The organism is Mycobacterium sp. ENV421 (genome assembly GCF_002887815.1).
Taxonomy (GTDB): domain Bacteria; phylum Actinomycetota; class Actinomycetes; order Mycobacteriales; family Mycobacteriaceae; genus Mycobacterium.
Window position 1 is genome coordinate 56,017 of sequence record NZ_PDHO01000022.1, and the last position, 24,030, is coordinate 80,046.

Annotated in this window: 26 protein-coding genes and 1 tRNA gene; 13 read left to right on the forward strand and 14 right to left on the reverse strand. The window is 66.4% G+C overall.

Annotated features, from left to right (window positions below; all coding sequences use genetic code 11):
* The first annotated feature begins 30 nt into the window (after window positions 1–30).
* Window positions 31–528, forward strand: a complete 498-nt coding sequence (locus CRM90_RS21945; protein ID WP_102809045.1) for a Dps family protein — start codon at window positions 31–33, stop codon at window positions 526–528.
* On the opposite strand, the gene CRM90_RS21950 is transcribed toward CRM90_RS21945, so the two are convergent.
* Complete coding sequence (locus CRM90_RS21950; protein ID WP_199189997.1) at window positions 525–1,796, reverse strand: adenylate/guanylate cyclase domain-containing protein; 1,272 nt, start codon at window positions 1,794–1,796, stop codon at window positions 525–527. The two genes, CRM90_RS21945 and CRM90_RS21950, sit on opposite strands and share 4 nt — an antisense overlap.
* An 81-nt stretch (window positions 1,797–1,877) precedes the next feature.
* Window positions 1,878–2,846: an agmatinase gene (speB, locus tag CRM90_RS21955; protein ID WP_102809047.1), complete on the reverse strand. Its 969-nt coding sequence runs from the start codon at window positions 2,844–2,846 to the stop codon at window positions 1,878–1,880.
* A gap of 45 nt (window positions 2,847–2,891) precedes the next feature.
* Here speB and CRM90_RS21960 point away from each other — a divergent pair, with 45 nt between their 5' ends.
* Window positions 2,892–3,689, forward strand: coding sequence for a nitrilase-related carbon-nitrogen hydrolase (locus CRM90_RS21960; protein WP_102809048.1), 798 nt, complete (start codon window positions 2,892–2,894; stop codon window positions 3,687–3,689).
* 132 nt (window positions 3,690–3,821) lie between these two features.
* Here the strand turns inward: CRM90_RS21960 and CRM90_RS30530 are convergent, their stop codons facing one another.
* The 3 genes from CRM90_RS30530 to CRM90_RS21975 form a co-directional block, all read right to left on the reverse strand.
* Window positions 3,822–4,049, reverse strand: a complete 228-nt coding sequence (locus CRM90_RS30530; RefSeq protein WP_233209450.1) for a hypothetical protein — start codon at window positions 4,047–4,049, stop codon at window positions 3,822–3,824.
* A 50-nt stretch (window positions 4,050–4,099) separates the two neighbouring features.
* Complete coding sequence (locus tag CRM90_RS21970) at window positions 4,100–5,119, reverse strand: phosphatase PAP2 family protein (protein ID WP_142391418.1); 1,020 nt, start codon at window positions 5,117–5,119, stop codon at window positions 4,100–4,102.
* Window positions 5,120–5,421: 302 nt separating this feature from the next.
* Window positions 5,422–5,498, reverse strand: a tRNA-Leu gene (locus CRM90_RS21975).
* Between the two features lie 115 nt (window positions 5,499–5,613).
* On the opposite strand from CRM90_RS21975, the gene CRM90_RS21980 reads away from it, so the two are divergent.
* The 6 genes from CRM90_RS21980 to CRM90_RS22005 all read left to right on the forward strand — a co-directional run bounded on the left by CRM90_RS21980 (window position 5,614) and on the right by CRM90_RS22005 (window position 11,531).
* Window positions 5,614–6,231 carry an ANTAR domain-containing response regulator gene (locus tag CRM90_RS21980; protein ID WP_102809051.1) on the forward strand — a complete coding sequence of 206 codons (618 nt, stop codon included), beginning with the start codon at window positions 5,614–5,616 and terminating at the stop codon, window positions 6,229–6,231.
* Between the two features lie 186 nt (window positions 6,232–6,417).
* The gene (locus CRM90_RS21985; RefSeq protein ID WP_102809052.1) at window positions 6,418–7,638 is read left to right on the forward strand and encodes a branched-chain amino acid ABC transporter substrate-binding protein; all 1,221 of its coding nucleotides are present in this window, start codon (window positions 6,418–6,420) and stop codon (window positions 7,636–7,638) included.
* Window positions 7,639–7,716: 78 nt separating this feature from the next.
* Complete coding sequence (locus CRM90_RS21990) at window positions 7,717–8,754, forward strand: branched-chain amino acid ABC transporter permease (RefSeq protein ID WP_102809053.1); 1,038 nt, start codon at window positions 7,717–7,719, stop codon at window positions 8,752–8,754.
* Window positions 8,751–9,941, forward strand: a complete 1,191-nt coding sequence (locus CRM90_RS21995; RefSeq protein ID WP_102809054.1) for a branched-chain amino acid ABC transporter permease — start codon at window positions 8,751–8,753, stop codon at window positions 9,939–9,941. Before CRM90_RS21990 ends, CRM90_RS21995 begins: the two co-directional genes overlap by 4 nt.
* On the forward strand, window positions 9,938–10,807 hold the full coding sequence (locus CRM90_RS22000; RefSeq protein WP_233209451.1) for an ABC transporter ATP-binding protein: 870 nt from the start codon (window positions 9,938–9,940) through the stop codon (window positions 10,805–10,807). Before CRM90_RS21995 ends, CRM90_RS22000 begins: the two co-directional genes overlap by 4 nt.
* Complete coding sequence (locus CRM90_RS22005; RefSeq protein WP_102809055.1) at window positions 10,794–11,531, forward strand: ABC transporter ATP-binding protein; 738 nt, start codon at window positions 10,794–10,796, stop codon at window positions 11,529–11,531. The genes CRM90_RS22000 and CRM90_RS22005 overlap by 14 nt, the downstream gene beginning before the upstream one ends.
* On the opposite strand, the gene map is transcribed toward CRM90_RS22005, so the two are convergent.
* Window positions 11,532–12,305: a type I methionyl aminopeptidase gene (gene map / locus CRM90_RS22010; RefSeq protein ID WP_102809056.1), complete on the reverse strand. Its 774-nt coding sequence runs from the start codon at window positions 12,303–12,305 to the stop codon at window positions 11,532–11,534.
* Window positions 12,306–12,355: 50 nt separating this feature from the next.
* Here map and CRM90_RS22015 point away from each other — a divergent pair, with 50 nt between their 5' ends.
* On the forward strand, window positions 12,356–12,634 hold the full coding sequence (locus CRM90_RS22015; protein WP_102809057.1) for a helix-turn-helix domain-containing protein: 279 nt from the start codon (window positions 12,356–12,358) through the stop codon (window positions 12,632–12,634).
* Here CRM90_RS22015 and CRM90_RS22020 read toward each other — a convergent pair.
* The 3 genes from CRM90_RS22020 to CRM90_RS22030 are packed head-to-tail and all read right to left on the reverse strand — an operon-like array spanning window position 12,612 to window position 14,524.
* Window positions 12,612–12,839 carry a DUF167 domain-containing protein gene (locus tag CRM90_RS22020; RefSeq protein WP_102809058.1) on the reverse strand — a complete coding sequence of 76 codons (228 nt, stop codon included), beginning with the start codon at window positions 12,837–12,839 and terminating at the stop codon, window positions 12,612–12,614. The two genes, CRM90_RS22015 and CRM90_RS22020, sit on opposite strands and share 23 nt — an antisense overlap.
* A complete protein-coding gene (locus tag CRM90_RS22025; RefSeq protein ID WP_102809059.1) occupies window positions 12,840–14,075 on the reverse strand; it encodes a lipid-transfer protein in 1,236 nt (411 codons plus the stop codon).
* Window positions 14,072–14,524 (reverse strand): Zn-ribbon domain-containing OB-fold protein, encoded by a 453-nt coding sequence (locus tag CRM90_RS22030; protein WP_102809060.1) that lies wholly within the window; start codon window positions 14,522–14,524, stop codon window positions 14,072–14,074. Before CRM90_RS22030 ends, CRM90_RS22025 begins: the two co-directional genes overlap by 4 nt.
* 105 nt (window positions 14,525–14,629) lie before the next feature.
* On the opposite strand from CRM90_RS22030, the gene CRM90_RS22035 reads away from it, so the two are divergent.
* Window positions 14,630–14,926 (forward strand): hypothetical protein, encoded by a 297-nt coding sequence (locus CRM90_RS22035; protein ID WP_102809061.1) that lies wholly within the window; start codon window positions 14,630–14,632, stop codon window positions 14,924–14,926.
* A 29-nt stretch (window positions 14,927–14,955) separates the two neighbouring features.
* On the forward strand, window positions 14,956–17,655 hold the full coding sequence (gene polA / locus CRM90_RS22040; RefSeq protein ID WP_102809062.1) for a DNA polymerase I: 2,700 nt from the start codon (window positions 14,956–14,958) through the stop codon (window positions 17,653–17,655).
* Here the strand turns inward: polA and CRM90_RS22045 are convergent.
* Both CRM90_RS22045 and CRM90_RS22050 read right to left on the reverse strand, forming a co-directional pair.
* Window positions 17,622–18,290 carry a trimeric intracellular cation channel family protein gene (locus CRM90_RS22045; RefSeq protein WP_102809063.1) on the reverse strand — a complete coding sequence of 223 codons (669 nt, stop codon included), beginning with the start codon at window positions 18,288–18,290 and terminating at the stop codon, window positions 17,622–17,624. The genes polA and CRM90_RS22045 overlap by 34 nt on opposite strands.
* 23 nt (window positions 18,291–18,313) lie before the next feature.
* Complete coding sequence (locus tag CRM90_RS22050; RefSeq protein ID WP_233209452.1) at window positions 18,314–19,459, reverse strand: PrsW family intramembrane metalloprotease; 1,146 nt, start codon at window positions 19,457–19,459, stop codon at window positions 18,314–18,316.
* 180 nt (window positions 19,460–19,639) lie between these two features.
* Between CRM90_RS22050 and rpsA the strand changes: the two genes are divergently transcribed.
* On the forward strand, window positions 19,640–21,094 hold the full coding sequence (gene rpsA / locus CRM90_RS22055) for a 30S ribosomal protein S1 (RefSeq protein ID WP_036344752.1): 1,455 nt from the start codon (window positions 19,640–19,642) through the stop codon (window positions 21,092–21,094).
* A gap of 74 nt (window positions 21,095–21,168) precedes the next feature.
* A complete protein-coding gene (gene coaE, locus CRM90_RS22060; protein WP_102809064.1) occupies window positions 21,169–22,350 on the forward strand; it encodes a dephospho-CoA kinase in 1,182 nt (393 codons plus the stop codon).
* On the opposite strand, the gene CRM90_RS22065 is transcribed toward coaE, so the two are convergent.
* From CRM90_RS22065 to CRM90_RS22075, 3 genes are all read right to left on the reverse strand, one after another.
* Window positions 22,351–22,803, reverse strand: a complete 453-nt coding sequence (locus tag CRM90_RS22065) for a nitroreductase/quinone reductase family protein (RefSeq protein ID WP_102809065.1) — start codon at window positions 22,801–22,803, stop codon at window positions 22,351–22,353. It lies immediately after the preceding gene.
* A 29-nt stretch (window positions 22,804–22,832) separates the two neighbouring features.
* Window positions 22,833–23,381: a hypothetical protein gene (locus tag CRM90_RS22070; RefSeq protein ID WP_102809066.1), complete on the reverse strand. Its 549-nt coding sequence runs from the start codon at window positions 23,379–23,381 to the stop codon at window positions 22,833–22,835.
* 61 nt (window positions 23,382–23,442) lie between these two features.
* Window positions 23,443–23,949, reverse strand: a complete 507-nt coding sequence (locus CRM90_RS22075) for a ribonuclease FAU-1 family protein (protein WP_233209453.1) — start codon at window positions 23,947–23,949, stop codon at window positions 23,443–23,445.
* Between the last annotated feature and the right edge of the window lie 81 nt (window positions 23,950–24,030).

Here is a 24,030-nt window from a genome sequence, read left to right on the forward strand (position 1 = left end):
GTTTACCGGTCACATCCTGTTGAACACTGCATGACGACAGCGACTGGACAACGACGAAACCCCGCAGAAGTAACCGGATTCCAGGCCTCGGCAGATTTGGCAGGCAACCTGCAGCGAGTCCTGGTGGACCTCATCGAATTGCATCTGCAGGGCAAGCAGGCGCACTGGAACGTCGTCGGAACCAACTTCCGCGATCTGCACCTGCAGCTCGACGACGTCGTCGACTTCGCCCGCGAATCCAGTGACACGATCGCCGAGCGGATGCGTGCGCTGGACGCGGTGCCCGACGGCCGCTCCGACACCGTCGCGGCGACCACCAGCGTCCCGCAGATTCCCGGGTACGAGCACAACACCAGCGAGGTGGTCGAGCTGATCACCACGGCGATCTACGCCGTCGTCGCCACGCTGCGCGACGTGCACGACGCCGTCGACGCCGAGGACCCTACGACAGCCGACCAGCTGCACCAGATGATCGACGGGCTCGAGAAGCTGGCGTGGCTGCTCAAGTCGGAGAACCGCAAGGTCTAACCGGTTGGACTTTCGACCCGCCCAGTCTCTTCCTGGGCGGGTCGATCGCTGCCCGGACTGGTGGTGGCTCGGCGGTCGACCAGGTACCAGGTGTGCATGAGGCCCTTGCCCTTCACGTCGACGTCGCCGCGCTCCTCGAGGACGAACCGGTCCCGCAGCCGTTCGTAGACATCCTGGGGGACCTGAATGCGGCCCTCGGGGTCGGTGGTCTCCATGCGGGAGGCGACGTTGACCGCGTCGCCCCACACGTCGTAGAAGAACCTGCGGGCGCCGACCACGCCGGCGACCACCGGGCCGGCGGCCATCCCCATCCGCAGCGGCACGAGTTGACCGTTGGGATCGCGCAGATCCCGCACGGCCTTGGCCATGTCGAGTGCGAGGTTCGCCAGCGCGTCGGCGTGATCGTCGCGAGGCTCCGGCACGCCGCTGACGACCATGTAGGAGTCGCCGGTGGTCTTGATCTTCTCCAGGCCGTGCTTGTCGACCAGGCGATCGAACGTGGTGTACAGCCGGTCGAGGAAGCGCACCAATTCGGCGGGTGCGATCTGGCTGGCCCGCTCGGTGAAGCCGGCGATGTCGGCGAACAGGATCGAGGCGTCGTCGTATCGGTCGGCGATCGTGCCGCGGGCCGGGTCTTTCAGGCGCGCCGCGATGGTGGCCGGAAGGATGTTGGCCAGCAGTGCTTCGGAGCGCAGGTACTCGAATTCCATTGCCGCCTCGGCGCGGGAGACTTCCCGCATGGCGTACCAGACCGTCGCGAAGATCATCACGCAGGCGGACACCGTGGTGATCACGAAGCCGGCGTTGACCAGCCAGCGCGGCTGGATTCCGGTGTCGCCGGGCACCAGGAACTGCGATGCGATGGTCAGCCCGGCGCCGATCGCCACCACCATCGAGGCCAGCACGACATGCTCTACGCCGAGCACGAGGACGGCCAGCGACGCCGACACCAGATAGTAGAACTGGATGCCGGAGTCGGTCCCGACCTGCCAGCCGACGATTGTCAGGGACAAGAACGCGAAGAAGATGAAGGCCAGCGCGGCGATGCTCTCGCCGAAGCGGTGCAGTAGCGGGATGACCCCGAAGATGGCCGCGGTGCCCAGATTGACCAGCCCGATCGCCACCAAGTGGTCGGCGGTGATGAACTGCAGGATCCCGATGACAGCGGTGACGACGGCGGCCATCGTCGCCGCGATGTTGAGCACGCGCTGACGGCGGGTGATCGACTCGGCCCAATGCAGGTTGCGAGCCGGCGCGCGGCGCTGCATCTTCTCGCAGTCCGCGCGCTGGGCCGGTCCGTCCGACGGCACCGAACCAGCGCATTTCCGCAGGGTGCCCACACCGGCAGCCTATCGGTTGGCGGCAAGCACCGAGAGGAGTTCGTATCCGACGTGGGCGGCGGCGATCCCGGTCATCTCGGCGTGGTCGTAGGCCGGGGCCACCTCGACGATGTCGGCGCCGACCACGTCGAGGCCCACCAGCCCGCGCAGCGTGTTGAGCAGTTCGCGCGACGTCAACCCACCGGCTTCCGGCGTTCCGGTGCCGGGCGCATGCGCGGGATCGAGGACGTCGATGTCGACTGAGACGTACACCGGGCCGCCCTCGAGACGCTTGCGCATCCGCTCCACAATGCTTGTGACACCGTCGAATTCATAATCATCGGAGCGGATGACCTGGAAGCCCAGAACGGCGTCGTCCTCCAGGTCGGTCTTGCTGTACAACGGGCCGCGGATGCCCATGTGCAGCGATCTCTCCATGTCGATCAGCCCTTCCTCGCTGGCCCGCCGGAACGGTGTGCCATGGGTGTAGGGCGCGCCGAAATAGGTGTCCCAGGTATCGAGATGGGCGTCGAAATGCAGCACCGCCACCGGGCCGTGGTCGCGCGCCAGCGAGCGCAGGATGGGCAGGGCGATGGTGTGGTCGCCGCCGATGGTCAGAACAGTCGACCCGTCCTTGCGCAGGTCGGTCATCGCGGTGTCGATTCCCGCGATCGCCTCCTCGATGTCGAAGGGGTTGACGGCGATGTCGCCGCAATCGGCCACCTGCTGAGTGGTGAACGGATTAACGCCCAACGCCGGGTTGAACGGCCGCAGCAGCTTGGAGGCCGCGCGGACATGCGATGGTCCGAATCGCGCTCCCGGCCGGTAGGACACCCCGCTGTCGAAGGGCACCCCGACGATGCGAACGTCGGCGCCGGGCACCTCGGAGATCCGCGGCAACCGCGCGAACGTCGACGGCTCGGTGTAGCGGGGATATTTCGTGGCGTCGACGGGTCCGACGATCCCGGAGTCCGGCACGTTGTCGTTCGCGGATGCCATGCTTCCTCCTCTGCCGGTTCCCTGCGGCGAGGTTAGCCTGCAAGGATGACCCGGATCGCGTGCGCCCAGATCGACCCCACCGTCGGCGCGCTGGCCGACAATCTCGAGCTCTCGACGGGTGCTGTTGCTGACGCGGTCGCGCACGGGGCCGACGTCGTGGTGCTGCCGGAACTGGCCACCTCCGGCTATATGTTCGCCGATGCCGACGAAGCCCGCTCGGTGGCGTTGCGCCCCACCGACCCGGCGTTCGACGGGTGGCGTTCCGCCGCCGGTGACGCGATCGTGATCGGCGGGTTCTGCGAACTCGGTGACGACGGGTTGCTGTACAACAGCGCGGTCGCGCTCGACCGCGACGGAGTGATCGCGACCTACCGCAAAACACATCTGTGGGACCGGGAGAAGCTGATCTTCACCCGCGGCGCCGCGCTGCCTGCGGTGCTGAAGACGCGGCACGGCGCGATCGCGGTGATGGTCTGCTACGACCTGGAGTTCGGTGAAGTGACCCGCCAGGTGGCCGTTGACGGCGTGGAATTGATTGCGGCGCCGGTGAATTGGCCACTGTTCCCGCGTCCCGAGGGGGAGCGGCCCGGTGAGGTGATCACGGCGATGTCCACCGCGCGGCTCAATCGGGTGGTTGTCGCGGTGTGCGATCGCGCGGGAGTCGAACGTGGCCAGCCGTGGACGCAGGGCAGTGTGATCGTCGACCCCGACGGCTGGGTGGTCGCCGAAGCAGGATCGGGACCGGGGCTGGCCATTGCCGACGTCGACCTGACCGCCACGCACGACAAGACTCTGACGGAGTATGTCGACCTGCTCGCCGATCGGCGCCTGGACCTCTACTGAAAAGCCGCCCAAAAGTTTGCTTGAGCGGTATGCTCCCCCCATTGGACCCACAGCGGTCATCCAGTAAAGTAGCCTTTCGCCACTTCGGCGTACACAGATAGGAAACATCATGAGCTCTGGTCGCCTGACTCGTCAGATTGCACTCTTTGCTGGCGGGGCCGCAATCGTCGGGATGGGTGCGCTGACCGCGTGCAGCTCGAACGCGAAGGACGCCCCGTCGTCGACGACTACGACCACTCCGTCGTCCACCGTGGTGCCCTCGCCGACGGAAAAGGCTGTGTCGCCCGGTGGCGCGAACTCGTTCTCGCCGACGGTCAACCCTGCGCCGCCGGGAGCGGTCTGCAAGGAAATCGTCGGCAACAACTGCGTTCGGTGATCTCGGCCCGCCGTTAGTCGGCGGACAGCAGCGTTCAGACGGTACGGCTATGCGTCCGCCTCAACAGGCGGTCGCCGGCCGTGCCGTTTGGCCTTCGGGCCCGCGACGTGATGGCCGCAGCGCTCAGTACCACGAGCGCCCCGCCGAGCACCATGCCCCCGATGACATCGGTGAAGATGTGCGCGCGCACGTAGAGCGCCAGCCACGCGACGGCGAGGACACCGATCGCGGCAACGCTTGAAATCACGGCCTTCGCGGCCTGATTGCGCCCGACGCCGACGCACACCGCGATCGTTCCGAACAGCGTGGCGGCTCCGGTGACATGACCGGACGGGAACGAATGCATGTAATCGAGATCTGACCAGTCAAGCATTGATCCGTCGCGCAGCTGGGCGAGATTCTGCGGCGTTCGTCCGACAGTGTGCTTGAGCGTTTGCTCGAGCACCGCACCCGCGCCGACGGATCCGGTCACGGCAATGAGGCGGATGATCGAACGCGCGCTCACGGCCAATAGCGTTCCGCTCACCAGTCCGGCGACTGCCACGTGGACGGGTTGACCGATGAAGTCGAAGATCCCGGCCGAATCGCCCCTTCCGCTATGCGATCGATGCGCGTCGAACCAGTTCCACACCGATGTGTCGAGCGCTGTCATCCACCACGAGTTGATCTCGGCAGCCATGAACGCCAGGACGCTGAACAGGCCCGCGGCAACCAGGACCAGCGCGAGCCGCTGTCGTGTCGGTGTGACGTCGATGCCGCTCATTGTGCCCCAATGGCCCATTCTCGTCGTTGCGGGTGGGGCTTGCGGACAACGGGCCGAGCGTTCGGTCACACGCCGTTGTAGTGAGTATTGACGAAATCGTCGGCACACGAAGGCCGGCCAGGTCCGCGCATTCAGCCTTAGTGATACAGACCACTCATGGCCTCGGTTATGCACGTCTGCGAACTGGAAATCACTGTTGGTGAGGCCCGCCACGGCGATGGGGGAATCAAAGGGGGTCGTGGCGGGCCTCCCTTTCGGGCACAATTCCCGCGCCGAAAACAGAAATTCCACCCCGACATTGCTGCCTGTTCAAGAATTGGTAGGCAACGGCGTGCACATCAAAGGCTGAGTCAATTCGAATAGTTACGCCAGCCGAATGCGTGCAGCCAAGCGGGGATTGAGCCGAACCCGGTCAAGGGAACCCGCCACGGCAAGGGGGGGATAAGGGCCGTGGCGGGTTCGCTAGGTCAACGGTGGGTGGACCGGATCAGTTCCCTGATCGCGACACCGATGCGGGGTGGGGATCTGCAGGCGCTTCTGCACCTGCGCTCCGCAGGCCTCAGCGGGCTGGCTGCGAGCGGGATGGCTAGTTCTGGTGCCCTCGGTGAGATTCGAACTCACACTGCACGGGTTTTGAATCCGTTTCCTCTGCCAGTTGGGATACGAGGGCAGGCCGTGTTCACGGCGGTGTCCCACCATAGTGGATGACCGCGCCGGGGGCGCCAACCGGTCGGCCACAGAGCTCCGAGGTGGCTGATTACCGCTGACCACGCAACAATGGCCGCATGACGGACGCCGAAGACCGCACATCCCGCCGGGTGCTGATCGCCGAGGATGAAGCGTTGATCCGGATGGATCTGGCCGAAATGCTTCGGGACGAGGGCTATGAGGTGGTCGGCGAAGCCGGGGACGGCCAGGAGGCCGTCGAGCTGGCCGAACAGTTGCGTCCCGACCTGGTGATCATGGACGTCAAGATGCCGCGGCGGGACGGGATCGACGCGGCCGCCGAGATCGCCAGCAAGCGCATCGCGCCGATCGTCGTGCTGACCGCCTTCAGTCAGCGCGATCTGGTGGAAAAGGCGCGCGACGCCGGCGCCATGGCGTACTTGGTGAAGCCGTTCTCCATCAGCGATCTGATCCCGGCGATCGAGGTGGCGGTCAGCCGGTTCGGTGAGATCGCCGAACTGGAGCGTGAGGTCGCCAACCTGTCGGACCGCCTGGAGACCCGCAAACTGGTGGAGCGGGCCAAGGGGTTGCTGCAGGCGAACCAGGGCATGACCGAACCCGAGGCGTTCAAGTGGATTCAGCGTGCGGCCATGGACCGGCGCACCACGATGAAGCGGGTCGCCGAGGTGGTGCTGGAGACCCTCGACACGCCCGGTGCGGATCCGGCGTCGAATTGACGCGTTAACTCTGCGTTTCCTCTGACCGCGCCGTTTGGCGCGATCCGGAATATGCTCACGGCCAGGCGTTGGCCAACATGACGCGCTGCGGCCACCGGTTGGCTATGTTCTACCGCAGTGTCGAGGGTGGGCCGCAGAGCGGTTTGCGATGTCGGCGCCGTGAAACTACTGACCCGGAGGTGAAACGTGCGCGGACGCGCGACACGCAGTGCAATCGCCGCTAGTTCGGCGCTGCTGGCGGTCATCGGCATCGCCGGCTGCAATCAGCAGTCCCCGTCGAATGGTGGCGGAAACGCCTCGCAGGGCGACCTGAAGATCGTCGAGCAGGTCCAGATCGATCAGAACGGCGCGGAAGTCAAGCCCGACGCCGGCGCCACACCTGCCGATCCGGCCGGTGACGGCAAGGCGACCTGCCCGCCGGTGTCCATCGCGATGGCCGGTGCGCTCAACGGGCCCGACGCCGCGCTGGGCATCAACATCAAGGACGGCGTGCAGCTGGCCATCGACAAGCACAACGCCGCCAACCCCGGCTGCCAGGTGCAGTTGAAGCCGTTCGACACCGAAGGTGACCCGCAGAAGGCCACCGCAATCGCGCCGCAGATCGTCGACGATGCGTTCACGATCGGGCTTGTCGGACCGGCGTTCTCGGGCGAGACCAAGGCCACCGGCGGGGTGTTCGATCAGGCCGGCCTGGTCGCCGCCACTGCGTCGGCCACCAACGTCACGCTCTCCGAGCAGGGCTGGAAGACGTTCTTCCGTGGCCTGGCCAACGACGGCGTGCAGGGCCCCTCGGTGGCCAACTATCTGAAGAACACCCTCAACCAGAAGAAGGTCTGCGTCGTCGACGACAGCACCGACTACGGTGTCGGCCTGGCGCAGGCGGTTCGCGAGACCCTCGGCCCGGTCGCTCTCGACGCCTGCAAGATCTCGGTCAAGAAGGGCGACAAGGACTTCTCGGCCGCGGTCACCCAGGTCAAGGGCCAGTCGCCGGATTCGGTGTTCTACAGCGGTTACTACGCCGAGGCCGCTCCGTTCGTCCAGCAGCTGCGCGACGGCGGGTACACCGGCAAGTTCGTCAGCGCCGACGGCACCAAGGATCCGGAGTTCGTGAAGCAGGCGGGGCAGTCCTCCAAGGACGCCATCCTGTCCTGCCCCTGCGGCCCGGCCACCGGCTCCTTCGCCGACGAGTACACCAAGAAGTTCGGCCAGGCGCCTGGCACCTACAGCACCGAGGGCTACGACCTCGGCACGATCCTGCTGAAGGGCATCGACGCCGGCAAGATCACCCGGGCCGACCTGCTCGACTGGGTGAAGAACTACAACGGCCAAGGTGTGGCCCGTAAGTACCAGTGGACCGACAAGGGTGAACTCACCACCACCCTGATTTGGATCTACAAGGTTCAGTAGCCGATTCGCGAGACGCGTCCGGGACCGCAAGGCTCGGACGCGTTCTCGTTTCAGACACCAAGGAGGCCGCCGCTAACGATGGTCTACGAGAGCCTCGGCCAGATCACGTATCTCGCCAGTGACATCGGTTTCAATATCGACAATCTGCGAGACGGCTTCTGGCAGTTGACCATCGACGGCCTGTCGTGGGGCGCCATCTACTCTCTGGTGGCTGTTGGGTACACCCTGGTGTTCGGCGTGCTGCGACTGATCAACTTCGCGCATTCCGAGATCTTCATGCTGGGGATGTTCGGCGCCTACTTCTGCCTGGACATGATTCTCGGGTTCACCCCGAGCGGTAACGCCTACAGCAAGGGCGTCTTACTGACAGTGTTGTACCTCGGCATCGCCATGCTGTTCGCGATGTTGGTATCAGGTTCGGCCGCAATGGGTTTGGAGCTGGTCGCCTACCGGCCGCTGCGTCGCCGCAACGCCCGGCCGCTGACGTTCCTGATCACCGCCATCGGTATGTCGTTCGTGCTGCAGGAGTTCGTGCATTTTGTGCTGCCCAAGATCATCAAGGACTACGGCGGCAGCAACGCCCAGCAGCCGATCATCCTGGTGCAGCCCAAGACCCAGTTCGAGATCTTCGGTGCGACAGTCTCCAACGTCACCCTGGTGATCATCGCGGCCGCGCTGATCTTCGCCGCGCTGACCGACATCGCGATCAACCGGACCAAGTTCGGCCGCGGCATCCGGGCGGTGGCCCAGGATCCGACCACGGCGACACTGATGGGGGTGTCCCGGGAACGGATCATCCTGACGACGTTTTTGATCGGCGGTCTGCTGGCCGGCGCCGCCGCGCTGCTCTACACCCTGAAAGTGCCGCAGGGAATCATCTACTCGGGCGGATTCCTGTTGGGCATCAAGGCGTTTTCCGCGGCCGTGCTCGGCGGAATCGGCAACCTGCGCGGGGCGCTACTCGGCGGACTGGTGCTGGGCATCATGGAGAACTACGGACAGGCCGTGTTCGGCACGCAATGGCGTGACGTCGTCGCTTTCGTGTTGTTGGTTCTGGTGCTGCTGATCAGGCCCACCGGGATACTCGGGGAAAGCCTCGGAAAGGCGCGAGCATGAGCGAGCAGACGCCAGGAAAGTGGTCGGGCCGGCTGCTGGCCCCCGGCGACGGTCTGCGCGGTTGGTGGTCGGGCCTGAGCCGGGTGCAGAAGTGGGGCTTCGGAATTGTGGGCTTCGCACTGCTGGCGTTGTCGCCGCTGCACCCGCCGCCGTTCTTCGATACGCCCGGAATCAGCTTCGGCGGCACCATGGCTCAGTTCGCCATGGTCGCGATCATCGCGATCGGCCTCAACGTCGTCGTCGGCCAGGCCGGTCTCCTGGATCTGGGCTACGTCGGCTTCTATGCCGTCGGCGCCTACACCGTCGCCCTGCTGACCAGTCCGGACAGCCCGTGGAATCAGCTCAGCGGCAGCGGGGCGTTCAGCGAGAACTGGGCGTGGCTGTCGTGCGTTCCGCTCGCGATGGCCTTCACCGCGCTCGCCGGTTTGATCCTGGGCATTCCGACGCTGCGGCTGCGCGGCGACTATCTGGCCATCGTCACATTGGGTTTCGGCGAGATCATCCGGTTGCTCGCCGACAACCTGTCCGGGATCACCAACGGTTCCCGCGGCCTCAACGGGGTCGCCTATCCGAGGGTCGGGCAGACCGACAAACTGCCCGACGGGGTGTTCTCGAGCGGTAACTCCACGGGCCATGCGAACTACGGCACCTGGTGGTTCTGGCTGGGATTGATCCTGATCGTCGCAATCCTGCTGCTGGTCGGCAACCTGGAACGCAGCCGGGTCGGCCGGGCCTGGGTGGCGATCCGCGAGGACGAGGACGCCGCGGAAGTGATGGGCGTCAACACGTTCCGGTTCAAGCTGTGGGCATTCGTGATCGGCGCTGCGATCGGTGGACTGTCCGGGGCGCTGTACGCCGGACAGGTGCAGTACGTCGCGCCGCCCACGTTCAACATCATCAACTCGATGCTGTTCCTGTGCGCGGTGGTGCTGGGTGGACAGGGCAACAAGCTCGGCGTCATCTTCGGGGCGTTCGTGATCGTCTACCTGCCGAACCGCCTGCTCGGCGTGCACTTCCTGGGCATCAACCTCGGCGACCTGAAGTATCTGTTCTTCGGCCTTGCGCTGGTGGTGCTGATGATCTTCCGCCCACAGGGGCTGTTCCCGGTTCGCCAACAGCTGCTCACCTACGGTAAACGCGCCCGCTATCTGTTGCGCAGCGCCGACGAGTCGAAGTCGGCGGCATGACGCACGCCGCCGGCGGTCCCACCCAAGACGATCCGGACACCCCGATCGACGAGAGCCTGGCCGTGTTCGCCCGTGAGACCGACGTCGCCGAGGGGCAAACCCTTCTGGAGACAAAGGATCTCACCGTGAAGTTCGGCGGCCTGACCGCGCTGGATTCGGTGAGCTTCGAGATCAAGCGGGGCGAGATCCTCGGCCTGATCGGACCGAACGGCGCGGGCAAGACCACCTGCTTCAACGCGATCACCGGTGTGTACCGGCCGAGTTCGGGATCGGTGACCTTCGACGGGGAGCCGCTGGGCCGGATCAAGCGGCACCAGATCACCCGACGGGGGATTGCCCGGACCTTCCAGAACATCCGGCTGTGGGGTGAGATGACCGCGTTGGAGAACGTGGTGGTGGGCACCGACGCGAGGCACAAGACATCGGTCCCCGGCGCGTTGGTGCGCACACCGCGGCACCGCCACGAAGAGCGTTCAGCCATCGAAAAGGCCGCTGCTCTGCTGCAATTCGTGGGCATCGCGCATCGCGGCGAGGAGAAGGCCAAGAACCTGCCGTACGGCGACCAGCGTCGGCTGGAGATCGCGCGGGCGCTGGCCACCGAGCCGAAGCTGCTGTGCCTCGACGAGCCGGCGGCCGGCTTCAACCCCAGCGAGAAAGCCGCGCTGATCGAACTGATCCAGGCCATCCGCGACGACGGCTACACCGTGTTGCTCATCGAGCACGATATGCGACTGGTCATGGGTGTCACCGACCGGATCGTGGTGCTGGAATTCGGCCGCAAGATCGCCGACGGTCTGCCCGCCGAGATCCGCGACGACCCGGCCGTGATCGCCGCTTACCTGGGGGTACCCGATGACCAGCTCTGACAACGCCCCACTGCTCGAGGTCCGCGACGCGGTGGTGCACTACGGCAGGATCGAAGCGCTGCACGGTGTTTCACTCGAAGTCCGGCAGGGTGAGCTGGTGACACTGCTGGGCTCCAACGGCGCCGGCAAGACCACGATGATGCGGGCGATCTCCGGTCTGCGGCCGTTGTCGTCGGGATCGGTGTGGTTCGAGGGCCGCGACATCAGCCGGGTCAAAGCCCATCAGCGCGCCATCGACGGACTCATCCAGGCTCCTGAGGGGCGTGGCGTCTTTCCCGGCATGACCGTGACCGAGAACCTCGAAATGGGCTGCTACGGGCGCAAATTCGACAGCAAGACCGAACACCGTGAGCGCCTGGATTGGGTGTTCGAGACCTTCCCGAGGCTCGCCGAGCGCCGTACTCAGGTCGGCGGCACCCTGTCCGGTGGAGAACAGCAGATGCTGGCGATCGGGCGCGCGCTGATGGCCCGCCCACGGGTGCTGCTGCTCGATGAGCCGTCCATGGGCCTGGCGCCCATGATCATTTCCCAGATCTTCAAGATCATCTCCGAGATCAACGCGCAGGGCACCACCGTCCTGCTGGTGGAGCAGAACGCCCAGCAGGCGCTGACCCGGTCGGACCGCGCCTACATCCTGGAGACCGGAACCATCACGCGCAGCGGCGTGGCCCGAGAGTTGTTGGCCGACGACAGCATTCGCGCGGCCTACCTCGGCGTGGCCTGATCAGTCGGAGAGCTTGGTCAGCACGCGCGGACCGTGCTCGGTGATCGCGATCGTGTGCTCGGAATGGGCGGTGTTGGATCCGTCGGCCGACCGCAGTGTCCAGCCGTCCGGATCGACCACCAGCTGGTTGGTTCCGCGTCCCCACCACGGCTCCAGCGCCAGCGTGAGACCGGGTTTGAGCACCATGCCGCGGCCGGGCTTGCCACGGTTCGGCACGTGCGGGTCCTCGTGCATGGTGCGGCCCAGCCCGTGCCCGCCGAAGTCGGTGTTGACGGCGTACCCGGCAGCGGCGGCCACGTCGCCGATGGCCGCCGAGATGTCGCCGAGCCGCCCGCCCGGGACCGCGGCCGCGATGCCGGCGGCCAGGGCGCGGCGCGTGGAGTCGACCAGTGCGGTGTCCGCGGCGTCCGGGGTGTCGCCGACCACCACCGTGACAGCGGAATCGGCCACCCACCCGTCGATCGAGACGGCGAAGTCCAACTTCAGCAGATCGCCGTCGCGCAGGACGTAGTCCCACGGAAGACCATGCAGCACAGCATCATTGACCGAGAGGCAGATGACATTGCGGAACGGGCCGCGGCCGAACGACGGCGAGTAGTCCCAATAACAGGACGTCGCGCCGCGTTCGTCGATCAGCGCCCGTGCGCGGTGTTCGAGCTGCATCAGGTTCACGCCCGGCTCGGCGTCCTGCGCCAGGGTAGCCAGGGTGCGCGCGACGAAATCGCCGGTGACGGCCATCTTGTCGATTTCTCTGGCGGTCTTGAGTTCGATCATCTGAGTACGGCTCCCTGCTGTCGGTATTTTTATACCGTATACTCGGCCGCATGGTGCGTGTGCCGCTGACCCCGGAACAGATTCGAGCCGGACAGCGCCTCGGCGCGTTGATCAGGACGGCCCGGGCCGGCCGCGCACCCGAGCTCGTCGCCAACGAAGCGGGCATCTCGCCGGAGACGCTGCGCAAGATCGAGGTCGGCAGGCTGCCCAGCCCGAGTTTTGGCACCGTCGTAAGCCTGTGCGAGGCACTGGGTTTGCCGCTGCAGGACGCCGTCGACGTATGGCGGGACGGCGATGCCGTGCAGGCTAGTCGACGCGAAACCGCTTGACCCGAGACGTCGCTCCGGCCGTCAACGTCACGGCGCTGCGCGCCACCCCCAGGTGCTTGGCGAGCAGCCGAGCCGCGGCCTCGGTGGCCTTGCCCTCGATGGCAGGCTCACGTACGAAGATCGTCAGCGAGCCGTCGTCGGCAGTCTCGACCAGCGGCCCCTTGCGGCTGCCCGGTTTGACGGTGACGACGACGGTCCGGCTCACCTAGCGCGCGACGACCACCGACGAGCCGTGGCCGAACAGGCCCTGGTTGGCCGTCACGCCGACCTTGGCGCCCTCGACCTGACGTCCGGTGGCCTGGCCCTTGAGTTGCCAGGTGAGTTCGCAGACCTGGGCGATCGCCTGGGCGGGGATGGCCTCGCCGAAGCTGGCCAGCCCGCCGGAGGCGTTCACCGGAATCCGGCCGCCGATCGTGGTGGCGCCGCTGCGCAACAGCTGTTCGGCTTCGCCCTTGGCGCACAAGCCCAGATGCTCGTACCAGTCGAGTTCCAGCGCGGTGGACAGGTCATAGACCTCGGCCAGCGACAGGTCCTCGGGGCCGATACCGGCCTCGGCGTAGGCGGCGTCGAGGATCTGGTCCTTGAACACCCGGTCCGGTCCCGGCACCACAGCGGTGGAATCGGTTGCGATGTCCGGCAATTCGGGCAGGTGCTGGGGGTACTGCGGACTCTGCAGGCTCACCGCGCGCACCGACGGCACGCCGTGTACCGAGCCGAGATGCTTCTCGGCGAATGCCTTGCTGGCCACGATCACCGCGGCCGCACCATCGGAGGTCGCGCAGATGTCAAGCAGCCGAAGGGGATCGGAGACCACCGGACTGGCCAGCACGTCCTCGACGCTGGCCTCCTTGCGGTAGCGGGCGTACGGGTTGTTCAACCCGTGCTGCGCATTCTTGACCTTCACCTGGGCGAAGTCCTCGAGCGTGGCGCCGTAGAGATCCATCCGGCGGCGCGCGAGCAGCGCGAAGTACACCGTGTTGGTGGCGCCGATCAGGTGGAAGCGCTGCCAGTCGGGATCGTTGCGGCGCTCACCGCCGACCGGGGCGAAAAAGCCCTTCGGAGTGGTGTCCGCGCCGATGACCAGCGCGACGTCGCAAAAGCCGGCCAGGATCTGCGCCCGCGCGCTCTGCAGGGCCTGCGAGCCGCTGGCGCAGGCCGCGTAGCTCGAGGTGACCGGGATGCCGTTCCAGCCGAGCTTCTGCGCGAACGTCGCACCCGCCACGAAGCCGGGATAACCGTTGCGGATGGTGTCGGCGCCGGCCACCAGTTGGATCTGGCGCCAGTCCAGGCCGGCCTCGGCCAGCGCGGCGCGGGCGGCGACGACGCCGTACTCGGTGAAGTCGCGGCCCCACTTGCCCCAGGGGTGCATGCCGGCGCCGAGGATGTAAACCGGTTCCGGCGGGCAGGAGCGAAGCGACTCGGGGGTGGTTGTGGCGGTCATTTCGCGATCTCCCATGCGTAGGTGACGCGCTCGGTGCCGTCGTCGTCGGTGTAGAGCGTCATGGTGGTCAGCTCCACCTCCATACCGACCTTCAAATCAGCGGCCAGCGTGCCTTCGACGACCTTGCCCAGCACGATCAGGCCCTCGTCGGCGAGCTCGACGGCGGCGACCGCGAACGGTTCGAACGGGTCCGGTGACGGGTAGGGCGGGGGAGGTGCGTAGCGATTCTCGGTGTAGCTCCACACCGTGCCGCGCCGCGAGAGCGGGACGGCGTCGAGGACATCGCTGTCACACGCCGGGTTAGGGCAGTTGTTGGCCCGCGGCGGGAACACATAGGTCCCGCACTGCGGACACTTGCCGCCGATCAGATGCGGCACACCGGCGTCGTCGTGGTCCCACCAACCATCGATCGCCGGTAGTTGCGTGGGGGCGTCTGGAGAAGCTGGCACGGGGTCATCGTATGCGATGCGGGCCGCCGAACTGAAACGTGTTCCAGTTCCGTTTGCCTGGTCAAGTTGGGATCGGTAGCCGAACCGGCGGAGTGGACTCGTGGCATGGGACTTTTCAAGAAACTGAGTGATCCCGCCCTGCTGGGCGGCCCGTCGAACAAGTCGGTTGCCGACGACGACCCGATCTGGGAACCGATCAACGGCATCTCGTTGGGCAATTACGCCGAACTCGCCCTCACCGCGCAGAAACGCGGTGTCACCGACGAGGCCGGCATGATCGCGCTCGGTCGGGAACGCGGCTGGGATCCGGCGGATACCAAGGCCGCGCTCGACGGGTGGGTGCAGCGGATGGGCCAGTCGATGGCCGTGGGACAGCGATTCCGCAAGCTCCTCGGGTACTGAGTGTCGGGGGCGGTGCATAGAGTGATGGCGTGACGGCGAGCGCTACGGACCAGAAACCGACCCTGCTGCTGCTGGATGGCAATTCGCTCGCGTTTCGGGCGTTCTATGCATTGCCCGCCGAGAACTTCAAGACCAAGAACGGGCTGACCACCAACGCGGTCTACGGCTTCACCGCCATGCTGATCAACCTGCTGCGCGACGAGACACCCACGCACGTGGCCGCCGCGTTCGACGTCTCCCGGCAGACCTTCCGCAAGGAGAAGTACCCGGAGTACAAAGAAGGTCGCTCGGCAACGCCGGACGAGTTCCGCGGCCAGATCGAGATCACCAAGGAAGTGCTCAACGCACTCGGCATCACCGTCCTGGCCGAGCCCGGTTTCGAGGCCGACGACATCATCGCCACGCTGGCCACCCAGGCCGAGCAGGAGGACTACCGGGTGCTGGTGGTCACCGGCGACCGGGACGCGCTGCAACTGGTCAGCCCGGACGTCACGGTGCTCTACCCGCGCAAGGGTGTCAGCGACCTGACCCGGTTCACCCCGGAGGCGGTCGTGGAGAAGTACGGCCTGACCCCGACGCAGTATCCCGATTTCGCGGCGCTGCGGGGCGACCCGAGCGACAACCTGCCGGGCATCCCGGGGGTGGGCGAGAAAACCGCCGCCAAATGGATCGTCGAATACGGCTCGCTGCAGGGCTTGGTCGACAACGTCGACTCGGTGCGCGGCAAAGTCGGAGATGCGTTGCGCGAGAACCTGTCCAGCGTCATCCTCAACCGGGAACTCACCGACCTGGTCAAGGAGGTTCCGCTGGCGCAGACCCCCGACACGCTGCGGGTGCAGCCGTGGGACCGCGACCAGATCCACCGTCTGTTCGACGACCTCGAATTCCGGGTCTTGCGCGATCGGCTGTTCGACACGCTGGCCGCCGTCGAACCCGAGGTCGACGAGGGCTTCGACGTCCGCGGTGGGCAACTCGAACCCGGCACGGTGGCGGCGTGGCTGGACGAGCACGCCCGCACCGGCGCCCGGTCCGGTGTCGCGGTCGTCGGCACCCACCGGGTGTACGACGGTGATGCCACCGCTGTGGCGATCGCCACCGCCGACGGCGACGGCGCCTACCTCGACACCGCCGGTCTGACGCCCGACGACGAGGCCGCGCTGGGCGCGTGGCTGGCCGACGAGAGCGCGCCGAAGGTGTTGCACGAAGCCAAGATTGCAATGCATGACCTGGCCGGCCGGGGCTGGCAGCTGGCCGGTGTCACTTCCGATACCGCGCTGGCGGCGTATCTGGTGCGGCCCGGGCAGCGCAGTTTCGCCCTCGACGACCTGTCACTGCGCTACCTGCGTCGCGAACTGCGCGCCGACAACCCTGAGCAGCAACAGCTTTCGCTCCTCGACGACAGCGAAGGCGTGGACGATCAGGCGGTGCAGACACTCATCCTGCGCGCCCGCGCGGTCGCCGACCTGGCCGACGCACTGGATGAGGAGCTGGAGCGCATCGACTCGTCGTCACTGCTGGGCCAGATGGAGCTGCCGGTGCAGGCTGTGCTGGCCGGGTTGGAGAACGTCGGCATCGCCGTCGATTTGGACAAGCTGAACACTCTGGAGCGGGAGTTCGCCGAGCAGATTCGGCAAGCCGCCGACGCGGCGTACGAGGTGATCGGTAAACAGATCAACCTGGGTTCGCCCAAGCAGCTGCAGGTTGTGCTGTTCGACGAGCTCGGCATGCCGAAGACCAAGCGCACCAAGACCGGCTACACCACCGACGCCGACGCGCTGCAGTCCCTGTTCGACAAGACCGGACACCCATTCCTCGAGCATCTGCTGGCTCACCGCGACGCCACCCGGCTCAAGGTCACCGTCGACGGGCTGCTCAAGTCGGTGGCCGCCGATGGGCGCATCCACACCACGTTCAACCAGACCATCGCCGCGACCGGGCGGTTGTCGTCGACCGAGCCGAACCTGCAGAACATCCCGATCCGCACCGACGCCGGGCGCCAGATCCGCGACGCGTTCATCGTCGGTGGCGGCTACAGCGAATTGATGACCGCCGACTACAGCCAGATCGAGATGCGGATCATGGCGCACCTGTCCAAGGACGAGGGCCTGATCGAGGCCTTCCGGACCGGCGAGGACCTGCACTCGTTCGTGGCGTCGCGCGCGTTCGACGTCCCGATCGACGAGGTCAACGCCGAACTGCGGCGCCGCGTCAAGGCGATGTCGTACGGCCTGGCCTACGGGCTCAGCGCCTACGGGTTGTCGGCCCAGCTGAAAATCTCGACCGAAGAAGCCAAGGTCCAGATGGAGCAGTACTTCAACCGGTTCGGCGGCATCCGGGACTACCTGCGCGACATCGTCGACCAAGCCCGCAAAGACGGGTACACCTCGACGGTGTTCGGCCGCCGGCGTTACCTGCCGGAGCTGGACAGCAGCAACCGGCAGGTGCGTGAGGCCGCCGAACGTGCCGCGCTCAACGCACCCATCCAGGGCAGCGCCGCCGACCTGATCAAGGTGGCGATGATCAACGTCGACTCGGCGATCAAGGAACGTGGCCTGGCGTCGCGCATGCTGCTGCAGGTGCACGACGAGCTGCTGTTCGAGGTCGCGGACGGCGAACGCGACACCCTCGACGAGTTGGTGCGCGACAAGATGGGCAGCGCGTACCCGCTGGACGTTCCGTTGGAGGTGTCGGTGGGTTACGGCCGAAGCTGGGACGCCGCCGCGCACTGACGGTCCTCGACGGGGGCGGGATTCACGTGCAACTCGCGAGGCCCGGTCGGTAGCCGCCAGTGGAACGTGATCGCCGCCAGCCGCAACAGGGTGGCGACGATCGACCCGACGGCCACTCCCAACCACTGCGCGCCGACCGAGTCGATCGCGACGTAGACGACGGCACCCAGCATGGCCGGCGCCGCATACATGTCGTCGGGACCCATCACCATCGGGACCTCCCGCGCGACGATGTCGCGCATGATGGTGCCGGCGATCGCGGACACCATGCCCAGCAGTGCGGCCGCGAAATAACTGGCGCCGTGATCGACCGATATCGCCGCGCCGGTGGTCGCGAAAAATCCCATACCGATGGCGTCTAGCACCAGCACGAGTTGGCTCAACTTGATCACCAGTTTGGCGAAGGCTGTGGTCAGCACCGCAGCCACGAAACACACCGTGACAGGAGCCCAGTGCTGCAGCGACGCCGGCGGGAACGCGCCCAGTAGCACGTCACGCATCACATTCCCGCCGATGCCGGTCAAGACGGCCAGGACGGCGATGCCGAACAGGTCGAACCCCTTGCGGACACCGACCACCGCACCGGAGGCGGCGAGGACTGCGATCCCCGCGTATTCCAGGATGTGCTGGATCATGCCCGCGAAGGTAGGAGGCGAAGCTAGGAACCGGCTGAAAAGGGCTGCGGACTCACCCAGTGCAGCGCCGGACCGGCGGCGGCGCGGGCAGCGACCACGCCGTCCACCTCGAGTTGCTGCAGCGCGAACACCCGCGCATCGCCGAAACCGCGGTCGATCCGGTCACGGACGAATGCCAGCTCGACAATCTGGACTGCGAATTTCTTGACGCCGCGGCCGGCCGGGCGCCCACCGAGCCGGGTGGCGGCGGCCACCGCCGCCTTGCGGGTGCGGATCGACCCCAGCCAGCCGGCCTCGGCCGGGGTCACCAGGCCTGCGGCGACCATGCCCGGCAGTTTCTCGGCCACCACGCGCTGTTCGGCGCGCCGACTACGTACGGCCAGCGTGACCGCCAGGAAGAACACCGGCATCATCCACACCACGTACAAGCCGAAGTACGCGCCCGCACCGGCCAGAGCGGACCCGTTCCACAGCCCGTGCATCACCACCGCGGCCAGGTACCCGAGCGCCACACACCCCGCCTTGGCAAACCAATTGCGTTGCTGCAGAGCGAAATGCACGCCGATCGCGGTGAAAGTCGTGAACAGCGGGTGGGCGAACGGCCCCATCACCAGACGCAATCCCGCGGTCAGCAGAGAGTCGCCCAGCGAGCCGCCGTCGGCGATGTAGAAGATGTTTTCCAGCCAGGCGAAGCCGATCGCCGTCATTCCCGCGTAGACCAAGCAGTCGGTCAGCGAGTTCAGCTCGGCGCGGCGCACACCCGTCATCATCAACAGCAGGAACGCGCCCTTGGCGGCCTCCTCGATCAGCGGAGCGCCGACCGCGATGGTGAAGGGGCTGGACTCCGAACCGCCGGTGTTCACCGCGGCGTCGAAGACCACCTCGAGGCCCACTGACACCACAACGGCCACCGAGGCGCCCCAGACGAAGGCGAACACCAGCAGCCGCGGCGGCTCCGGTTCCCACCGGTCCAGCCACAGATACGCCAGCACCACCAGCGTCGTCGCCGTGGTGGCCAGGATGAACCCGATCACGGTGCCGGCCGGATTCACCGCGGTCAGCAGGGTCAAGATCAACCCGGCGACGGTGCCGAGAATGATGATCACCGCCAGCGGGGCGCCGACCTTGCGGACCGGCCTGGGCAACGGCGGCGGGAAGGGGTAGGACACCTGAGCAGGGTATTCGACCAGAGGCGTCCACAGCGGGCTCACAGACCCGGGTTTGTCCAGCGTGTGCCTAGTCGAGTAGTCTCGGACAGTACCTGTGTGCACTTAGCGGGTACAGCACCACAGATACATCCCCAAAAGAACTGTCCCTACGATTAAGCCTGTCCGGAGCAACCCAACAATATGCCAAGTCCCACCGTCACCTCGCCGCAAGTAGCCGTCAACGACATCGGCTCGGCCGAGGACTTTCTCGCCGCGATCGACAAGACCATCAAATACTTCAACGATGGCGACATCGTCGAAGGGACCATCGTCAAGGTTGACCGCGACGAAGTCTTGCTCGACATCGGCTACAAGACCGAGGGTGTCATCCCCTCCCGCGAACTTTCCATCAAGCACGACGTCGACCCCAATGAGGTTGTGTCCGTCGGCGATGAGGTGGAAGCCCTCGTCCTCACCAAGGAGGACAAGGAAGGCCGCCTGATCCTGTCCAAGAAGCGCGCTCAGTACGAGCGCGCCTGGGGCACCATCGAGGCACTCAAAGAGAAGGACGAGGCCGTCAAGGGCACCGTCATCGAGGTCGTCAAGGGCGGCCTGATCCTCGACATCGGCCTGCGTGGCTTCCTGCCCGCGTCGCTGGTCGAGATGCGACGCGTCCGCGATCTGCAGCCGTACATCGGCAAGGAGATCGAGGCCAAGATCATCGAGCTGGACAAGAACCGCAACAACGTGGTGCTCTCGCGCCGCGCGTGGCTGGAGCAGACCCAGTCCGAGGTGCGCAGCGAGTTCCTCAACCAGCTGCAGAAGGGCGCCATCCGCAAGGGTGTGGTGTCGTCGATCGTCAACTTCGGCGCGTTCGTCGATCTCGGCGGCGTCGACGGCCTGGTGCACGTCTCCGAGCTGTCCTGGAAGCACATCGATCACCCGTCCGAGGTGGTTCAGGTGGGCGACGAGGTCACCGTCGAGGTGCTCGACGTGGACATGGACCGCGAGCGGGTTTCGTTGTCGCTCAAGGCGACTCAGGAAGACCCGTGGCGCCACTTCGCCCGCACCCACGCCATCGGCCAGATCGTGCCCGGCAAGGTCACCAAGCTGGTGCCGTTCGGTGCGTTCGTCCGCGTCGAAGAGGGCATCGAGGGTCTGGTGCACATCTCCGAGCTGGCTGAGCGCCACGTCGAGGTGCCGGATCAGGTCGTGCAGGTCGGCGACGACGCCATGGTCAAGGTCATCGACATCGACCTGGAGCGCCGCCGGATCTCGCTCAGCCTCAAGCAGGCCAACGAGGACTACACCGAGGAGTTCGACCCCTCGAAGTACGGCATGGCCGACAGCTACGACGATGCGGGCAACTACATCTTCCCGGAGGGCTTCGACGCCGACACCAACGAATGGTTGGAAGGCTTCGACAAGCAGCGCACCGAGTGGGAGGCCCGTTACGCCGAGGCCGAGCGCCGGCACAAGATGCACACCGCGCAGATGGAGAAGTTCGCCAAGGCTGAGGCCGAGGCGGCCGAGCGTCCGGCCGGCAACGGCTCGTCGTCGTCGTCCTCGTCGAGCTCGGGTGAGTCGGCCGGTGGTTCGCTGGCCAGCGATGCCCAGCTCGCGGCTCTGCGCGAGAAGCTGGCGGGCAACGCCTAAGTAATCCACGATTGACGCCCCGGCTCACCCGAGCCGGGGCGTTCGTCGTCTCGGCTGCCTGAAAGACTGGTGCAGTGCTGCGTATTGGACTCACCGGCGGTATCGGCGCCGGCAAGTCGACGGTGTCCGCCACGTTCTCGGAATGTGGCGGCATCGTCGTCGATGGGGATGTCATCTCCCGCGAGGTCGTCGAGCCGGGGACCGAAGGCCTGGCCAAGCTGGTCGACGCGTTCGGGTCACAGATCCTGCTGCCCGACGGCGCGCTGAACCGCCCGGCACTGGCCGGGATCGCATTCAGCGACGAGGACAAGCGGCAAACCCTGAACGGCATCGTCCACCCGCTGGTGGCGACTCGGCGCTCGGAGTTGATCGCCGCCGCCGGTGAGGACGCCGTGATCGTCGAGGACATCCCGCTGCTGGTCGAATCACAGATGGCCCCGATGTTCCCGCTGGTCATCATCGTGCATGCCGATCCCGAGGTGCGGGTCAAGAGGCTGATCGAATACCGCGGCTTCTCCGAGGCTGATGCCAGAGCCAGGATCGCCGCGCAGGCCACCGAGGAGCAACGCCGGCTGGTCGCCGACGTCTGGCTGGACAACGCCGGCAGCTCCGGCCAACTCGTCGAGCAGGCGCGTGAGCTGTGGTACCAGCGCATCCTGCCGTTCGCGCACAATCTCACCACCCGCACCCCGGCGCCGAGTTCGACCGCTGTGGTGGCGGCCGATCCCAGTTGGCCCGACCAGGCCCGCCGGATCCTGGCCCGGCTCAACACCACCTGCGGGCACCGCGCGGTGCGGATCGACCACATCGGCTCGACGGCGGTGCCAGGTATGGACGCCAAGGACATCATCGACGTCCAGGTGACGGTTGCGTCGCTGGACGTCGCCGACGAACTCGCCGAAGACCTACTGAGGGCCGGGTATCCCCGCGTCGGCGCGATCACCTCCGACGTACCGAAGGCGGGTACCGATCCAGCCTTGTGGCACAAGCGTTTCCACGCCTCCGGTGACCCGGGCCGGCCCACCAACGTGCACATCCGGGTGGACGGGTGGCCCAATCAGCGGTTCGCGCTGCTGTTCGTGGACTGGCTCAAGGCCAACCCCGGTGTGCGGGCCGACTACCTGGCGGTCAAGCACTCCGCGGCTCAGCACGCCGATATCGGGGCCTACGCCGAGGCGAAGGAGCCGTGGTTCCTCGATGCCTACCGCCGGGCGTGGGAATGGGCCGACACGACCGGCTGGACGCCGGCCGTCTGATTATCGGAACGCTCGGCGCCGTTCCAGGATCAGCAACGGGATCTCGCGGGACGTGTTGCGCTGATAGCCCGCATATCCCTTGTAGGCCTTGATAACTCGCGGCCACAACTCGGCCCGCTCTTCGGGGCTGGCGGTGCGGGCCAGCATCGGAACCGTTGCGCCGTCAACGGTCACGCCGACATCGGGATTGGCGATCGCGTTCTTGTACCAGTCGGGGTGATCCTGGTGCCCGCCCTTGGATGCCACGACGACGATGCGGTCCTTGTCGTGAACCGGAGACGTCAACAGGTTGCTGTACGGCTTCCCGGATTTGCGGCCGACGGTGTGCAATTCGACGGTCAACATCCCCATCACGGTGCGTGGGTAGCGCCCGCCGGTGAGCGCGAGCACGATCCGGTGGCCGTTTTCCAACAGCCAGGCGCCGGCCTCGGCGACACGATCAGGTTTCTGCACGTGCCCAGAGTATCGGCGGTTGCGGACGGCTACGTCGTCGGTTCCGGCGCCGGGGCAGGTGCGGGCGGAGGCGCGGCGTTCGGGGCGGGCGTATCCAGGGGCGCGCCGCACTGGAGGGTGCCGTAGAGCGGGTCGTCCTTGGGGCGGAACAGCCGGGGGGCGATGAACTGGTCCGCCTGTGCCACGATCTGGTCGTCCACCAGGATCTCGCAGTGCAGATTCGATCCGTACGGCCACTGGATGGACAGCTGCATGCCGGCCTTTTTGGGATCGTGCAGAACCGTGTTGACCTCGAAGGTCATCCCCGGCAGCAGCGTGGGTTGGTCGCTGTTGACGTTGTTGTCGTCGATCTTGTACGCCACAACGGCGCCGCGTGATGTGCCGTCCGCCCGGGCCCGGTAGGTGATGTTGTGCAGCAACTGCGGGTTGGCGTCATCGGAGGCCACGGGCGTCGGCGGGGGTGTCGGCGGGGGCGTGGGATCCGGGTCGGCCAGCGCGGTCGCCGCCGTTAACTGAGAACCCACGACCAGTGTGGCCGCGGCGACGATGCTCAGCCATCCGCGCGTGGTGGAGCTCATAGCTAGGCAGACTACCCGTCCGGCGGGAGACTGCCGATTCGTTGCCCCGCCCGGAGGGGGCTCAGCGCCAGGTCAGTGTCATTCCCTCGGCGGAAAGCCAGGCATTGAGGTCATGGTCGTGACGGGCGAGGCCGGCGACGGCGCCGACGACGCATTGCAGGGCGGTTTCCGCGGTCTCGGTGGGCACCAGGCCCTCGCGGTGAGCGGCGAACAGTTCGTCGGTGTCGATGAGGTCGGTGCGGTCACCGGCATAGACCACCAGGTCGAGGTAGTGGTCCTCGGCATGCCAGGCGGTGTCGCCGACGGTGATCACGCCGACGTCGAGGTAATAGTCCTGCGGCCGCTCGTAGCCGGGGTTGAAGTGGAAGACATTGGCCCGCAGCCCCAGCGACGGCAGCAGCCACGACTCCAGGTAGTGGAACTGGGCCCGGCCCGGGGTGGGGCGGGCCATGTACAGACCCCACGGGGTGATGACGTATTCGTCCACCGCCCGCACGAAGCCCTTCGGGTCGGTGTTGGTGTACGCGACCAGGTCGAACGTCTCCTGCTTGGGCGGATGGACGGTCACCGCGCAAGCGTATCGAGGAATGAATGTGAGTTCCTAAGGGATGTCAAGCGACCTGTTGGCTCGTAGGGTGGTTGTCGGCGG

What these genes read in the sequence shown, in the direction of transcription:
- CRM90_RS21945 (WP_102809045.1), top strand. Translation starts at nt 31, where the DNA reads ATGACGACAGCGACTGGACAACGACGAAACCCCGCAGAAGTAACCGGA.
- CRM90_RS21950 (WP_199189997.1), bottom strand. Translation starts at nt 1,796, where the DNA reads ATGCAGCGCCGCGCGCCGGCTCGCAACCTGCATTGGGCCGAGTCGATC.
- speB (WP_102809047.1), bottom strand. Translation starts at nt 2,846, where the DNA reads ATGGCATCCGCGAACGACAACGTGCCGGACTCCGGGATCGTCGGACCC.
- CRM90_RS21960 (WP_102809048.1), top strand. Translation starts at nt 2,892, where the DNA reads ATGACCCGGATCGCGTGCGCCCAGATCGACCCCACCGTCGGCGCGCTG.
- CRM90_RS21980 (WP_102809051.1), top strand. Translation starts at nt 5,614, where the DNA reads ATGACGGACGCCGAAGACCGCACATCCCGCCGGGTGCTGATCGCCGAG.
- CRM90_RS21990 (WP_102809053.1), top strand. Translation starts at nt 7,717, where the DNA reads ATGGTCTACGAGAGCCTCGGCCAGATCACGTATCTCGCCAGTGACATC.
- CRM90_RS21995 (WP_102809054.1), top strand. Translation starts at nt 8,751, where the DNA reads ATGAGCGAGCAGACGCCAGGAAAGTGGTCGGGCCGGCTGCTGGCCCCC.
- CRM90_RS22000 (WP_233209451.1), top strand. Translation starts at nt 9,938, where the DNA reads ATGACGCACGCCGCCGGCGGTCCCACCCAAGACGATCCGGACACCCCG.
- CRM90_RS22005 (WP_102809055.1), top strand. Translation starts at nt 10,794, where the DNA reads ATGACCAGCTCTGACAACGCCCCACTGCTCGAGGTCCGCGACGCGGTG.
- map (WP_102809056.1), bottom strand. Translation starts at nt 12,305, where the DNA reads ATGATCGAACTCAAGACCGCCAGAGAAATCGACAAGATGGCCGTCACC.
- CRM90_RS22015 (WP_102809057.1), top strand. Translation starts at nt 12,356, where the DNA reads ATGGTGCGTGTGCCGCTGACCCCGGAACAGATTCGAGCCGGACAGCGC.
- CRM90_RS22025 (WP_102809059.1), bottom strand. Translation starts at nt 14,075, where the DNA reads ATGACCGCCACAACCACCCCCGAGTCGCTTCGCTCCTGCCCGCCGGAA.
- CRM90_RS22035 (WP_102809061.1), top strand. Translation starts at nt 14,630, where the DNA reads ATGGGACTTTTCAAGAAACTGAGTGATCCCGCCCTGCTGGGCGGCCCG.
- CRM90_RS22045 (WP_102809063.1), bottom strand. Translation starts at nt 18,290, where the DNA reads ATGATCCAGCACATCCTGGAATACGCGGGGATCGCAGTCCTCGCCGCC.
- rpsA (WP_036344752.1), top strand. Translation starts at nt 19,640, where the DNA reads ATGCCAAGTCCCACCGTCACCTCGCCGCAAGTAGCCGTCAACGACATC.
- CRM90_RS22070 (WP_102809066.1), bottom strand. Translation starts at nt 23,381, where the DNA reads ATGAGCTCCACCACGCGCGGATGGCTGAGCATCGTCGCCGCGGCCACA.